This window comes from Bradyrhizobium sp. HKCCYLS2038, from assembly GCF_051167655.1.
GTDB lineage: Bacteria > Pseudomonadota > Alphaproteobacteria > Rhizobiales > Xanthobacteraceae > Bradyrhizobium.
In genome coordinates this window covers 548,914-563,315 of sequence record NZ_JBNPTM010000004.1, presented here as the reverse complement: position 1 = coordinate 563,315, position 14,402 = coordinate 548,914, and the positions used below count along the sequence as shown (strand labels likewise).

12 protein-coding genes are annotated in these 14,402 nt (G+C 66.6%); 9 read left to right on the top strand and 3 right to left on the bottom strand.

The genetic code is table 11. The features are described 5' to 3' along the window. The first annotated feature begins 262 nt into the window (after positions 1-262). Together ACQR1I_RS20495 and ACQR1I_RS20490 are read left to right on the top strand one after the other, a co-directional pair. Complete coding sequence (locus tag ACQR1I_RS20495; protein ID WP_434866356.1) at positions 263-628, top strand: helix-turn-helix domain-containing protein; 366 nt, start codon at positions 263-265, stop codon at positions 626-628. A gap of 207 nt (positions 629-835) precedes the next feature. Continuing rightward, positions 836-1,453 carry a transglutaminase-like cysteine peptidase gene (locus ACQR1I_RS20490; protein ID WP_434866355.1) on the top strand — a complete coding sequence of 206 codons (618 nt, stop codon included), beginning with the start codon at positions 836-838 and terminating at the stop codon, positions 1,451-1,453. A gap of 13 nt (positions 1,454-1,466) precedes the next feature. On the opposite strand, the gene ACQR1I_RS20485 is transcribed toward ACQR1I_RS20490, so the two are convergent. Next, entirely contained in the window at positions 1,467-2,720 is a 1,254-nt protein-coding gene (locus ACQR1I_RS20485; protein WP_434866354.1) for a hypothetical protein, read from the bottom strand. Between the two features lie 324 nt (positions 2,721-3,044). Here ACQR1I_RS20485 and ACQR1I_RS20480 point away from each other — a divergent pair, with 324 nt between their 5' ends. From ACQR1I_RS20480 to ACQR1I_RS20450, 7 genes are all read left to right on the top strand, one after another. Continuing rightward, entirely contained in the window at positions 3,045-4,241 is a 1,197-nt protein-coding gene (locus tag ACQR1I_RS20480; RefSeq protein WP_434866353.1) for a polysaccharide biosynthesis/export family protein, read from the top strand. A gap of 46 nt (positions 4,242-4,287) precedes the next feature. Next, on the top strand, positions 4,288-5,694 hold the full coding sequence (locus ACQR1I_RS20475) for an O-antigen ligase family protein (RefSeq protein ID WP_434866352.1): 1,407 nt from the start codon (positions 4,288-4,290) through the stop codon (positions 5,692-5,694). A 118-nt stretch (positions 5,695-5,812) separates the two neighbouring features. Continuing rightward, the gene (locus ACQR1I_RS20470) at positions 5,813-6,451 is read left to right on the top strand and encodes a hypothetical protein (protein WP_434866351.1); all 639 of its coding nucleotides are present in this window, start codon (positions 5,813-5,815) and stop codon (positions 6,449-6,451) included. Positions 6,452-6,626: 175 nt separating this feature from the next. Next, positions 6,627-8,897, top strand: a complete 2,271-nt coding sequence (locus ACQR1I_RS20465; protein WP_434866350.1) for a polysaccharide biosynthesis tyrosine autokinase — start codon at positions 6,627-6,629, stop codon at positions 8,895-8,897. Beyond that, the gene (locus ACQR1I_RS20460; protein WP_434866349.1) at positions 8,898-9,653 is read left to right on the top strand and encodes a hypothetical protein; all 756 of its coding nucleotides are present in this window, start codon (positions 8,898-8,900) and stop codon (positions 9,651-9,653) included. Further along, positions 9,641-10,774, top strand: coding sequence for a glycosyltransferase family 4 protein (locus ACQR1I_RS20455; protein ID WP_434866348.1), 1,134 nt, complete (start codon positions 9,641-9,643; stop codon positions 10,772-10,774). Before ACQR1I_RS20460 ends, ACQR1I_RS20455 begins: the two co-directional genes overlap by 13 nt. Next, positions 10,731-11,624, top strand: coding sequence for a glycosyltransferase (locus ACQR1I_RS20450; RefSeq protein ID WP_434866347.1), 894 nt, complete (start codon positions 10,731-10,733; stop codon positions 11,622-11,624). Before ACQR1I_RS20455 ends, ACQR1I_RS20450 begins: the two co-directional genes overlap by 44 nt. Before the next feature lie 52 nt (positions 11,625-11,676). Here the strand turns inward: ACQR1I_RS20450 and ACQR1I_RS20445 are convergent, their stop codons facing one another. Together ACQR1I_RS20445 and ACQR1I_RS20440 are read right to left on the bottom strand one after the other, a co-directional pair. Continuing rightward, positions 11,677-13,146: a hypothetical protein gene (locus tag ACQR1I_RS20445; protein WP_434866346.1), complete on the bottom strand. Its 1,470-nt coding sequence runs from the start codon at positions 13,144-13,146 to the stop codon at positions 11,677-11,679. Further along, positions 13,143-14,282 carry a glycosyltransferase gene (locus ACQR1I_RS20440; RefSeq protein WP_434866345.1) on the bottom strand — a complete coding sequence of 380 codons (1,140 nt, stop codon included), beginning with the start codon at positions 14,280-14,282 and terminating at the stop codon, positions 13,143-13,145. Before ACQR1I_RS20440 ends, ACQR1I_RS20445 begins: the two co-directional genes overlap by 4 nt. Positions 14,283-14,402: the final 120 nt, after the last annotated feature.

The following is a 14,402-nucleotide window of genomic DNA, read 5'->3' as shown; positions in this document are numbered from 1 at the left end:
TTAGCGCTGGTGATCGAACGGGATCAGCGGGTTGCTGATGGTGTTGGTCATTATGTTGTTAATGGTGTCCGGAGTTCACAACGTCGCACTATCCAATACGCGAAGTGTGCGCGGTACTCGTGGATTGGTCGGTTCAAAAACTTAACGGAATGGTTATTTAGGCTGGAGTGTGATAGATTACCGTTTGCAACTTATGGCGGTGACGCGTCAACTGTCGGCCTGATGGGTTGTAGATGATGGGCGTCCGCCGACGACAGGGTCAATGAAAAAGCACTCCTACCAGGAAATCATGCAAAAGCTCGCCCAGGCCGACGAGATGGTCAGGGCTGGCAAGTCACAGGTGGAAATCTGCGACGTGCTCGGGGTCAGCGTCATGACGCTGCACCGCTGGCGCAAGCTGCGGTCGCGCACCCCCGAGCTGCGGCAGGTGCCAGCGATCGAGGCTCCGCTCGAGCCGCCGATGCCATCGGTCCCGGCGACGGTCGCCGACATGCGCCGGACGCTGGACGAGCTGACCGCCGAGAACCGCCGGCTCCGCAAGATCGTCACCGATCTCTTGCTGGAGAAGGCCCGCATCGAGGAGCAGTCCTCGCCGCGCGTGGTGAGCCTCGAGCACCAGAGCCACTGACGGGCGGGTGGCCTTGGCCCGGGACCAGTGAGGTCCGCGTGGCTCGGTCCGGCGTGTCTGGATACGCCCTGTCTCGATGCGCCTTGCTTTGCATTTAATGCGGCGTAAAGCCCCTGCTGGCGTTTTGAGCCAAATTGCACAGTGGCGCCCAACTGCGTCCTAATTCGTATCGGCTAACTCTACTGCATGAGTGCGTGGAGTTGTGCGATGGGACCCAGGTTCAAGTTCTACTCGGTTGTGCTGCTTGCCGTTATGCTCGGCGTCAGCCAGGCCGCGCAAGCCGCAATCGTCGGCCTGCCGATGAACCTGAAATATCAGTTTGAGCGCATCAAACTCGACGCGCCGGCGCTGCCGCCGATGGCGCATATCAAGTTCTGCATGACCTATCCGCAGGATTGCCGCTCGACCGGCATGGTGTTTCGCGGCGGCGGCGTCGAGCTGACGGCCGATCGCTACGCCGAGCTCGTGAAGGTCAATGCCGAGGTCAACCGCTCCATCGTCCCGACCCGCAACACCCGCGGCGTCGTGGCCGAGGAGTGGCTGGTGGGCCCGTCGCGCGGTGACTGCAACGACTACGCGGTCACCAAGCGGCACGCCCTGCTGCAGCGCGGCTGGCCGGCCAGGGCTCTGCTTCTGGCAGAGGTCGTGACCAGCTGGGGCGAGCATCATCTGGTGCTGGTGGTGCGCACCCGCTCGGGCGATCTGGTGGTCGACAATCTCAATGCCAACGTCCGTCCGTGGGCGAAGGCCAATTACAGGTGGGTCCGGGTGCAGTCCCCGTCCAACCCGCGCTATTGGTCGAGCGTCGCGGGATCGGCCGCCTGAAGGCGGCGCGAGGTCAAGCCTCTGCCGACCGGCGTTGCGCGAGACCGATGCCGATCACCATGGCCATTACGACCTGCGGGGCCGCGAGCGCCGGCCCGGCAGTCCAGGCGCTTGCTACGATCGCGACCAGTACACTGGCTGCGGCTGATGCCGCGTAATGGCGATCGCGGCCGCGCCGTGCCGCACCGGCCAGCAGCTTCAGGGCGAGAAACGTTGCGCCTCCGAGCAAGGCAAGCCATCCGACCGGCCCGTCCTCCACATAGATCCTGAGCGCCGCGGTCGGCACGTTCGACGTCTCCCCACCACCCCCATAGAGCTCCGCAAGCCGCTCGAAGCTGCCGTCTCCCGCTCCCAGCAGCAGCGTGTCGGCCAGCATCCGCGGCATGTCCGCGGCCTGCATGGTGCGCTCCGGCCGCGGGGCCGAAGCCAGAACCGCGCCTGCGCCGCGGCCGGGCGCCAAGATCGCAGTGCCCGCCAGCACGGTGATGAGCAGGCTGATCGCGGCCGCTGTCCGGGTGCCGAACCGCGGCAGCCTCAGGCGTGTCGCCGCCACGCAGATAGCGACGCCGGCAATGGTCGTGACCAGCCCCGCCGGGCTGGGACGGATTGCCAGCGCTGCGACGCCAGCCAAAGCCGTCGCGCCCGCAACGAGGAGATCGATCCGCATGGATGGAGCGGAGGAGCGCGCCTGGGCCCGTCCCTGAGCGGCGGCTCCGAGCGCGGCGGCCATGATGATGCAGAGGCTGCCCGAGAACTCCGAGGCGGAGCCGATGTCGGCCGCGATCAGGCCAAGCCAGCCGCCCGCGATCAGCAGTGCGACCGTCAGCGCGGCCGAGAGGCAGACCGCCCGATAGAGCTGAGAGGCCTGGGTCCTGTCGGCAGCGACAAGCGCAGTCGTCGCGGTGAAGGCGAGCAGGGCGGCGATCTTCGTCAGGCTTGCCAAGGTCGCCGCCGGATCGAGACTGATCGAGCGGCCGATGTCGATCTGCAGCGCCTGTGCGGTCAGATCCCAGATCGGCGAGGTCAGGCTCGATGGCGCCCACGGCAGCAGCTGCAACACTGGAATGGCGAGCAGCACGACGGCGCCGGGAAGCGCCGGCCGGCAGCTGGTCCATGCCCGTCCCAGGGCCGAGCGGCTGGCGCTGAGCAGCGCGACGAGGCCGAGCGCGGCGGCCGCCGCGACGAAGCCCCAGCCGGCCAGGCGGTCGAGCAGCAGCGCTGGCGCGAGGCAGGCGAGCACAAGGAGCGCTCTTTGGGTGAGGATCACGTCAGTTCATCTTCTCATCGGACCGATTTTCAGCAACCGGTCGACCCAAGGGAGCGCTTTGCCACAATCTCGCGGAGGTGGTGGCGCAGCGGAGGCTCGCGGCGTCCCGGCGGGAGCTTCACAAACCGCCGCGCCCCACCGGGGAGCTGAGCCCGGACGATGCGCGCGCCGAAAGAATTTCGTCTTCACTAACAAGCTGTTAAGGCTGCTGTGGTGATTCTGCAACGATTGGTCTGTTAATAACACTCGGGCGGCGCCTCGCGGCCGCGATATCTATTCAGTTGCCGCAGGGCATGTTACCGCTAGCATGTTTTTGGGGGTTTGATGTCCATTTTGGGGCTGATGCGTTGGGGGGTCGTCGCAACCGTGGCCGCGTTGTCCGCGGCCTGCACCCTCATGCCGGCCAGCGGTCCCAACCAGGACGCCGTCCGGTCGTCGGAAGCCGGTAGTGAAGAGAGCCTCCCTTACGCCCTGATCAAGGTCAATCCGGAGGTCGAGCGTGTGCTTGCCTCCTATGCACCGCGGCTGACCGATTCCGCCACGCAGGCATTCAAGCGGGCGCCCACCGAAATCCGCTTCGGCATCGGCGACGTCGTGAGCGTCACGATCTTCGAGGCCGCGGCCGGCGGCCTGTTCATTCCGATCGAGGCCGGCGTGCGGCCCGGCAACTACGTCACGATTCCGAACCAGAACGTCGACAACAACGGCTTCATCTCGGTGCCTTACGCGGGTGCGATCCGCGCCAAGGGCCGGACGCCGGCGGAAGTCCAGCAGGCCATCGTCGAGTCGCTGAAGAACCGCGCGATCGAACCGCAGGCCGTGGTGACGCTGGTCGAGCAGCGGACGTCGCTGATCAGCGTGCTCGGTGAGGTCAACGCGCCGTCGCGCTTCCCGGCCAATGCGGCCGGCGAGCGCATGCTGGACGCCATCACCCGCGCCGGCGGTCCGAAGGGCCAGGGCTTCGACACCTGGGTCATGCTGGAACGCGGCGGACGGCGCACGACGATCCCGTTCGGGCAGCTCGTCTACGAGCCGACCAACAACATCTACATCCAGCCCAACGACACCATTTACGTCTACCGCGAGCCGCAGACCTTCGTCGCGTTTGGTGCGTCGGGTGCGCAGGGCCAGTTCAACTTCGATGCCTGGCGCATTTCGCTGGCCGAGGGCGTCGCCAAGGCGGGCGGTCTGAACGACTCGGCTGCCGATCCGGCCGCCGTCTTCCTCTATCGCGGTGAAAGCCGCGAGGTCGCCGAGCAGCTCGGTATCGACACGCGCCGTTTCCCCGGTCCGGTCGTGCCCGTGATCTACAACGTGAACTTCCGCGACCCCAGCGGCTACTTCATGGCCACCAAGTTTCAGGTCCGCAACAAGGACGTCGTCTACATCTCGAACGCGCAGTCGGTCGAATCCGCCAAGATCATGCAGTACATCCGGCTGGTGACGGCAACGGTGAACGATCCGATCGTGGCTGCCGCCAACGCGACGACCCTGCGGGCGGCGATCAAGACGGCGCCCTGATCCGGTCGCGGTCGGCGCCATGTCCGCCGCGGGCGCATCTCCTCGCGTGAGTTCGTCCGGCAAGCCCGTGCTCGACGCGGACGAGACCAACCGCGTCGCGTGCTGGCTGCTCGCCGCGACCGTTGCGCTCGCGCCTCTGCCCTATGCCGGCACCGACCCGAGCGCGCTCGCCGTTCTGCTCGCGCTGCTCGGATTTGCGGTGCTGCTGTCGCGGCGGCAGGCGTCGCGGCCAGGCGATCGGCTTCTGATTGCGCTCGCGGTCCTCATCGTCGCCTTCTACGCACTCGTTCTGCACGAGCAGATCAGCCTGCAGCCCTGGTTCGGTGGCCGGCCCGACCCGGTCTGGGCCCAGATGTCGCGGCTCGTCGGCGGCGATCCTGCCGCCCCGCTGGCCCTGGTCCGAGATCAGCCGCTGTTCGCACTGGGCGCGCCGCTGGCCTGCTTGACCGTCTTGGCCTGTTCCTTCTTCGTGGCCGGCTCGCCGGCACAAGCCGAGCTGCTGCTCAAGACCGTCGCGTGGTCTGGCGTCGCCTATGCCGTCTACGGCCTCGCCGCTTATCTCATCGATCCCTCCGTGGTGCTGCTGCGCGACAAGGTGCAGGACCGCAACGTCCTCAATGCCACCTTTCCGAACCGCAACACCGCTGCGCTGTATTTCGGCTGCTGTGCCGTGGTCTGGGGATTGCTGTTGCTGCGCCGTCTGATCGCGCGAGGCGCCTTCGCGGCGGGCTGGTCATCCCTTCGCAGCGTGACCTGGGACCGCAAGCTCGGCGTCACTGCGGCGGGCGCGGCGGTCTGCATGATCTGCGTCCTCCTGACCGGATCGCGGGCGGGCCTCGCCATCTCCCTGGCGGGAGGCGTCGGCGCCGCCGTTCTCATGCTGCGCCGGCAGTTGCCAACCTGGCGCAGCCTTCTATGGGGCCTCGTGCCGGCGCTGGTGCTGATCATCATTGCGCTCGCCGTGCTCGGCGGCCAGGTCACGGAGCGGATCGGGGCTCACGGCCTGGGCGGCGGCGGACGGTGGGAGACTTATGTCTCGACTTGGCGGATGATTGGCGATCACCCCTGGCTCGGATCCGGCCTGGGGTCCTTCCGCTACGTGTTTCCGCTCTATCGCGGTCCGGAGCCCTCGATCTGGGGCGTCTGGGACCGTGCCCACAGCACGCCGCTCGAATTGGCCGCGGAGCTCGGCTTGCCGCTCGCCGTGGTCGTCTGCCTGGCCTGGATCGCGGTCTTCGCGGTTCTGGCAGCCGCCTCGCTCCAGCGCCGCTCCGGGGCGATCTTTCCGATCACCGGCCTGGTCTGCGGCGCCATGGCGGTCGCGCATTCGCTCATCGACTATTCGTTGCAGATTCCGGGACTTGCCATCCCGGTGCTGAGTCTGGTCGGCGTTGGACTGGCGCAGCGCCATCGTGGCGAGGGGCGCCCGCGGAACGCGGGACATCAAGGTTAATTCTTTAGTCCGAATGTGAGGACCGTGCGCCCCAGCGGTGCGCCTTTGCCTGCACGGGTGAGGCATGTTATGACGTGGTAAGTTATGCAAATGTTAGGTTTCTGTGAAGGAGGCGAGCGTGCAAAGCCTGAAGTCCTCGATCGTTGCGGCCGCGTCCCTGGCGCTCGTCTCGGCCGCGCTCACCGCTGCCGTGCTGCCCGCGCCCGCTGCAGCCCAGCAGCAGACGATTTCGCAGCGTTTCCTGGCCAATCCGGGACAGGTCCTGTCGCAATATCCAGAGGGCGGCACGGCGATGGTCTCGCTTCTGCGTGAGGTCGCGATCGCAGATCCGGGCAGCCTGAATGCGATCCTCGGTCTGGTGCCGAACGCCAGCAAGGCGCAGAAGACCGCGATCGGCAACGCGCTCGGTCAGGCCGCCAAGGTGGTCGTGAAGACCAATCAGGCCTATGCCAACCAGATCCTGCAGGCGATCGCCGAGACCAAGGACCAGGATGTATTCGTGGCCTATTCTGGGGGCGCCAACGATCAGGGCACCGCTGCGACCGGTGGCGGCGGCGCGGGCGCCGGTGGCGCCGTCGGCGGCCAGACCAACACCCTGGGCGGCACGCCGACCAGCACCGGTTCGGCGCAGGCGATCGGCGGGGGTAGCACGCCGACCGGCAATTTCACCTACAACCCGTCGACGACCGGCACCGGCTCCACGACCGGCACCAGCACGACGACTACGTTCACGATTTCGACGACGACGTCTCCGTAGGCGGCGCTGCGCCTGCAGCTGCGTGCGACGGCTCTGAACCTCGGATCAATTTCCGCTGCGCGCCCGTCCGCCAGCGGGGCGACATGATGCAAGCAGGGCGCGGAGCCGGAGCAACCCATGCGGCAGGATGCCGAACTGGACGGGCAGTCCGCGGGCGACGAATTGCGAGTGCGTGATGAACGTTCTTCCTGATCTCGATCGCATCGTCCCGACCGTCGCGCGAGCGGCTGCGGAGCAGGTCGTGTCGTCGGCAGAAATGCTGACGAACCTGAGCGGATTCCTGCGTCGCCAATACCAGTTCATTCTCGTCGTCTTCGCGATCTGCCTCTGTCTCGGCGCCGGCTACTTCGTGGCGACGCCATCGATCTATACGGCAACCGCGAGCCTGATCATCGACAGCCGCAAGAACCAGCTGTTTCAGCAGCAGTCGGTGCTCGGCGACATCCCGATCGACAGCGCCTCGGTCGAGAGCCAGGTGCAGATCATCAAGTCGGAGACCATCGCGCTCGCAGTCATCAAGGACCTGCGTCTGACCGACGATCCAGAGTTTGCGGGATCGCCGGGCCTGATCACTCTGGTCGCCGGATGGATCGGTGACCTGTTCGGGAGCGATCGGAGCCGATCGGAATTCGACAAGCTGCGGCGCACGACGGAGAACTTCGCCAACAGCCTGACGGTGCGCCGCGTCGGCCTCACCTACATCATCGAGATCGGCTTTCGCTCGTTGTCGCCGGACCGCGCCGCGCAGATCGCCAATACCGTTGCCGATGCCTATGTCGTCGATCAGCTCGATGCCAAGTACAAGGCGACCAAGCGCGCGACGTCGTGGCTGCAGGATCGCATCAAGGAACTGCGCGAGCAGGCGTCGGCCGCCGAGCGGGCGGTGGTCACTTTCAAGGCGCAGAACAACATCGTCGAATCCGGCGGCCGCCTGATGAACGAGCAGCAGCTGGCGGAGCTCAACAGCCAGCAGGTGGTCGCCAAGACGCAGGTGTCGGAGGCCAAGGCGCGGCTCGACCGCATCGAAGCCGTGCTGCTGGCCGACAATCCGGAATCGACCGTGGACGGCACCGTCGCGGATACGCTGAACAGCCAGGTCGTGTCCAAGCTGCGGTCGCAATATCTCGATCTGGCCACCCGCGAAGCGGACTGGTCGGCACGCTATGGCCGCAACCATCTCGCCGCCGTCAATCTGCGCAACCAGATGCAGGGCATCCGCAGCTCGATCATGGACGAGCTGCGGCGGCTCGGCGAATCCTACAAGAGCGACCTCGAGATCGCGACGCAGCGCGCCGCCAGCATCGAGAAGCAGGTCGACCAGGCGGTCTCGGCGTCGCGGGTCACCAACGAGGCGCAGGTCTCGCTGCGTGACCTCGAAAGCAAGTCCCAGAGCTATCGCGCGCTGCACGACAACTTCCTGCAGCGCTACATGGAGTCGGTGCAGCAGCAATCGTTCCCGATCACCGAGGCGCGCGTCATCACCCAGGCGGCGCGGCCGCTGAAGCCGAGCGCGCCGCGGCTCGGCATCGTGTTGTCGATCGCCGGCGCCGCAGGCCTGTTGTTCGGCTTCGGACTGGGGCGTCTGCGTGACATGTCCGACCGCGTGTTCCGCACCACGGACGAGGTCGAGACGCAGCTGCAGGCGCATTGCCTCGCCATCCTGCCGAAGATCGAGCCGCAGCTGAGCCTGCCGGGGCCGCCGCCCGGGCAGCGCGGGCCACGGCAGGTGGTGCCGGACGGCGGCCTGTACTGGCACGTGCTGCACAATCCGTTCTCGGGCTTCACGGAATCGGTTCGGGCGATCAAGGTCGCGGCGGACATCGCTGCGCGCAGCGGCGGCGGCCGCGTGATCGGCTTCACCTCGTCGCTTCCGAACGAGGGCAAGTCGACGGTCGCAGCCGGTTTCGCCGAGCTGCTGGCGCAGAGCGGTGCGCGGACCATCCTGATCGATGGCGATCTGCGCAACCCGTCGCTCACGCGCGGGCTGATGCCCGCAGCAGAGTTCGGCGTGCTCGAGGTGCTCTCCGGCAAGCGCGACATGTCGCAGGTGCTGTGGCGCGAGCCGGCGACCGGGCTCGATCTGCTGCCGGCTGTGATCCCGTCGCGCCACGCCCAGACCAGCGAGGTGCTAGCATCCGCGGTGATGCGCAACCTCATCGACGATCTGCGCAAGCGCTACGACTATGTCGTCGTCGATCTTTCGCCGCTCGCGCCCGTCGTCGACGTCCGCACCACCAGCGACCTGATCGATTCCTACGTGTTCGTCGTCGAATGGGGACGCACCAAGATCGATGTCGTGCAGCACGCGCTGAACTCCGCACGGCAGCTGCGCGAGCAACTGCTGGGCGTGGTACTGAACAAGGCCGAGCTCAAGCTGATGTCGCGCTACGGGTATGGCGGCTATTACCGCAACGATTATTATCGCCGCTATGGATACTCAGACTAAATGAAGGTCTCCGGCCTCGATCGCGCCGGTCCGATCGGTCTGGCCATCGTCGTTCTGGCCTGGGTCGCCCTCATTTTGCCGGCCTTCTGGCGGTCGGCCGATGCGGAGCGGATCGCGGCCCAGATCGTCGGCGGGCGCAGCTTCCAGCTCGAACCCGCAAGCCGGGCGCTGGCCGGGATCGGCGATGGCGGCCCGCTCGGTCTGTGCCAGCCGGCCGCGCTCCGCGCCAAGGCCATCCTGCGCCTCTATCTGTTCGAGGACGCCGCCTCGGCGCAGCGCAACGACGAGGCGGAGCAACTGCTCACGACGCTCCGCAGCGATCTGCGCGCGGCGCTTCGCTGCATTCCGACCGATGGCTATCTGTGGCTGCTGCTGTTCTCGATGGACAGCCGCGGCACTGATGTGGCGCTGGCTCATCTGGAAGATCTCAGGATGTCCTATGTGGTTGCGCCGCATGAGGGCTGGATCGCGCTCAAACGCAATCCGGTGGCGCTCGGCAGCTTCACGGCGCTGGACCCAGGCCTCGCTCGCCTGGCCGTGAACGAGTACGCCGAGCTGGTCCAGAACGGGCTCTATGACGAAGCGGCGTCGATCTATGCCGCGGTCGGTGCCGAGGCGCGGATCGCCTTGCTGGTGCGGCTGATCGAGGTTGCGCAAGTCCATCGCGAGCGGCTGTCGCGGGCGATGGATGCGGTGCTGCCCGGCGTGCCCATTCCCGGCGTCGACCGGAACGACGATCAGCCATGGAAGCGCTAGCCGACGAGCCCTGCTGTGCGGTTCTGGTGCTGGCGCATCAGTTCGCGCTCGGCTTCGGGGGCGTTCCGGAAAGCATCCTGCTGTTGGCGCGCGTGCTGCGCGCCGAAGGAATTCGGCTGGATGTGCTGAGCCGGGATGGTTTCGTCGAGGGCGCTGGCAGCCTGTCGGCGCTGCCGATTGGCGCGGGTCGGCCCTCGCCCAAACCACTCGATCTATCGCGCTATCGCACGTTGTTCGTGGCTGGAGCCTGGAATCCGGCGGCGCTGCTGATGGCGGCGCGGGCACGCCGGCGCGGCCTGCGCATCGTCTACAGTCCGAAGGGCAATCTGGCGCGGGCCGAATTCAAGCAGCCGCGTGATCTCAAGAAGTTTCCTTACCTGGCGACGGCCGAGATGGCGCTGATGGCGCTCGCCGACCGGATCATCTATTCGTCCAATCTCGAACGGCAGCACTCGATGCTGTCGTCGCTGTTCGCCGCCAAGTCGACCGTCATTCCGGAGCCCTTCCTTGGGCCCGAACTGTCCGGCGCACGACCACCCTCCGCGGGACCCGTGCGCTTCGGCTTCATGGCTGAGATCGCGCCGCGAAAGGGCCTGGCGGAACTCGTCGAGGCATTCTCGACATGGCAGCGGCAGGATCGACCCGATGCAGAGCTTCACATTGCCGGCAAGCCGCGTCCGGCCTCCGAGCGGTATGTCGAGCGCATCCGCCGGGCCTGTGAGCCCGAAACGCAGCAAGGGCGCGTCATCTGGCGCGGGCCGCTGCGGGGCGCCGCCCGCGACCGCTTCTATGACGAGATCGACTTCTTCGTGTGCCCGACCCGGTTCGAGTCGTTCGGCCTCACCCCGCTGGAAGCGTTATGGCATGGCACCCCTGTTATGGTTACCCATAGCGCAGGAGTGTTAGAGTTTATATCAGATGCGAATTGTGTGTTAAGCTTGGCGACTGGGAGCCCGTCCGAAATCCTGAACGGGCTGAGGCGGGGAATGAGGGGCCGGGATGGGTATGTTACCGCAGCGAGTGGATGGCGATCTCGCCCCAGCGCGCGCCTATCGGGGCGTGGCATCGCCGCAGCCTTTGCCCAGGAGTTCGGTTGCCGACCGCGGCGTCCGTATCGCTAGCCCGGTCGTCGAAGCGTTTCCCGAGGCGACCACGGTCGCCGTCGTCATCGTGAACTACTTCAAGGCCGAGCGGCTCTTGCAATGCGTGCGTAGCCTCGCTCGCCAGACGGGTCCGCAGAAGCTGACGGTTGCCGTGGTCGAGAATTCCGCTGACGCCGACCAGCATCGCCGGCTCGCACCGGCTGCGGCCGAGCAGGCGTTCGTGCTGGTCGATCCGAAGCACAATCTCGGCTACACGAAGGGCTGCAATCTGGGTGTCCGTAGCCTGGCTCCCACCGACTTCGTCGTGTTGTGCAATCCGGACATCGTCTGGGACGAGCCCGGCAGCATCGACCGGCTGATCGCGATCGCCGCGTCGGATCCATCCATCGGGGTGCTCGCCCCCATGCAGCTGAGCGACGATGGCGAGCTCGTCGAGACCGCGCGCCGATTTCCGACGCTGCTGCACCAGCTCAAGCGGCGGCTCTGGCCGGAGCGCGGCAACGAAATTCACCTGATCGATCCGCTCGCGCAGGGCAGGACAAATCTCATCGACGTCGATTGGCTGCAATCGTCCTGCGTGCTGATTCGGCGCTCGCTGTGGGACCGGCTCGGTGGCCTCGATCAGCGCTATTTCCTGTTCATGTCCGATGTCGAGCTCGGACGCGCGACCTGGGATGCCGGCATGCGGGTGTGCCTGACGTCCTCGGTGCAGGTCAGGGCCGATGGCAAGCGGGCCAGCGCCGGGGCGTTTCGCGCGCTGCTGACCAGCCGGCCGCAGCGCAGCCATCTGCGCGATGCCATCCGCTATTACCTGGCGAATGGCTTCCGTTCCGGGCGGCGGCCGCAGCTGCCGCACGCACCGTCGTAGCAACACCGTTCGGCAGCTCGGATCATCGTCGGGATGCCTGCCGGCACCGGGGTCAGCGTCCGCCACGCAGCGGCCATTGCACCGGCAGCCGGCGCGGCGCCGCGGGCGAGACCGAGGTGCCACGTGACGACGACGGCAGAGCCTCCGCGATCCACATCAGCGGGATGAGCGCGGCGAGGTTGCGCAGCGTGACGAGATATTCGTCCAATGTCAGCTCCGGTTTCAGCATCAGGCTGACGACGGTGAATGTTCCGAACATCATCGTGATCGGCGACCTGATGCGTTGAATGGCCCAGATCGCGGCGCGCATCAGCGCCACCAGCCCGCCGGCATAGAGAAACGCGCCGGCGATGCCGAAATCGGTCACGCCGTCGGTCAAAATGGTGTTGGCCTCGTCGTTCACCGGCAGGCCGAGCTTGGGATGCGCCAGCGTCTCGACCATCTGATAGGCGATGATCTCGTCCTTGTTCGGATCGAGCACCGAGGGGATGCAGAGGCGCAGATAGTACTGGAGCGCTTCGCCATGAAGCGGACCCGACTTGCCGACCGCCTCGATCAGGTCGGCGAGGTAGCCGATCACGAAGGTCCGCTCGCGGACATTGTCGTAGAGCAGCGTGCTGAACCGCTCGTTCAGGCTCGGGGACAGCATGAATTCGACCGCAAGCCAGAGCTGGTCGGACAGCGGCGCCGTGGTTCCGAGTTCCCATGTCGCCAGCCGTAGCGCGAAGAAGTAGGAGCCGAACACATACGCGAACACGGCGCCGATCGCGACCGCTGCCGTCTTCTGGCCGAGCGACAGCCGCCGGAGTCCGCCGCCCAGCGCAAATCCGATGGTCGCGAGCAGCAGCACCAGCAGGATCGCGCGGCGGCCCGTCGGCACCACTGCGAGGGTGACGAGCATGACCACGACGGCATAGAACAGCCGCGACGTCGGCCGACGCACGCGTGCCGTCAGATAGCCGGCGACGCCGGCGAGGGGGCCTTCGACCAGGCTGGCGGCGGCACCGAGGACCGAGACGCGGCCAGTTCCGTCGGTCTGGATTCCCATGTAGCCGAGGTCGCCGAACAGGTAGCCGAGCAGGATCAGGATGAGGCTGCCGCACGCCAGCAGCATGGGAAACCAGCCATCGGCGGGCGTGCTCGCGACCGCGCCGCTGGCGGATCTTTCCCAGCGCCCGACGAGCAGCAGCAGGCCGCAGACGACGTGCACCAGCGCCAGCGCCGAACAGATCAGCTCGATCGGACGATCCTTGGTCAGGATCGCAAATTCCTGCGCCGAGGAGGCGTTCAGGTAGGTCGAAACCGATCCGCCGTCATAGCCGAGCAGCAGGGCGGTCGCCAGCAGCCATGACATCCGCATCTGGTCGCGCCCGTCGATGCTGACATACAGCACCACCAGGCCAATCGCGGCGCCGATGAACGAAGCCGAGGCAAAGGTGACCTGGCTCGGCCAGAGCAACAGCGCGAACGCGGCCATGAGGATGGCGGCACCGAGCCTGCTGAGAATGACGGCCGGCATCATCGGCAGCGCTCCTCCCGAGCGGCGCAGGCGGCCACGCTGGCGAGATACGCGGAATACCTCGCGGCCGCAGCCTCGGCCGAGAACAGCCGCGCGTGATCGCGTGCGGCCTGGCGCTGCGTCGTCAGCCAGCTCCAGCGCTCGGCGATCAGTTGCGCGGCCTGCTCCGGCCGATCGGGATCGATCAGCAGCGCGGCCGGGCCTGCGATGCTGCGCATGGGCTCACGATCGGACGTGACGACGGGACAGCCGCATGCCTGGGCCTCGATGATCGGCCAGCCGAAACCCTCGTCCAGCGACGGAAACAGCAGCGCCTCGGCCTGGGTGTAGAGTGCTTCGATCAACGCGTTGTCCGGCTCGCTGATGACGATCAGGCGGTCGTGTGCCTCAGGCTTCGAACGCGCGAGCGGCGGCCCCACCGAGACCATCAGGGCATCCTTCAGCTCCGGCGCTTCCGTTCGATGCAGCAGGTCGAACAGCCGCAACGCCCCGCCGCGGTTCTTGTACCAGAGATTGCTGCCGATATGGAGCAGAAAGGGCCGGTCGGCTGGAATGCCGGCGGCCGTGATCAATTCGCGGGCCCGATTCGGCGACATCGTTCCGAAGCCGATCACCGGGTTGAAGATGACGTCCGCAGCGCCCCTGACTGGCCCGATCAGCCGGACGAAATCGGCCCGCGTCGCCGCGGAGACGAACGCCAGATTGTCGATGCGGCGCAGGCTGAGACGGATCAGCCGCTGCAGCCAGGCATTGGTTCCGCCGAGAGCCTGGCCGGCCACCTCGCCCGCGAGCACCTTGATCGGGATGAGATCGTGGCAGGTCAGGCTGATGCGATGGCCGGGCAGCACGAAGGCGTAGGGCGCGTTGGAGTGATCACAGATATGGATCAGGTCGTAGCGCGCGGCCAGCCTTCGCAGCCGGAGCGGAAACAGTATGAACTTGTCGACGAGGCCGAGCCATTTGCGGACCGCGTGGCTACGCACACCCGGGCGCGCCAGCCGCGTTTCCGGCGCGATCAGGTCGGCCTGCCAACCCGCCGCGGTCAGCGCGCCGGCCAGCCAATCCGCGTAGCGCAGCATCGAATACTGCCGGTCGGCCGCGTAGTTGCCGATCAGAAGGATGCGCTTGGTCTGAGGCATGCTGGCGACGGTCCGATCCCTTGGACGAATGCTGGCTGTTGTAGCGGAAAAGCGCGTTGCGCGGCGAGGCTGCACTCGCCCGCTGTGTGCAAGTGCCGATTAAGGTAAAACGACACGAAA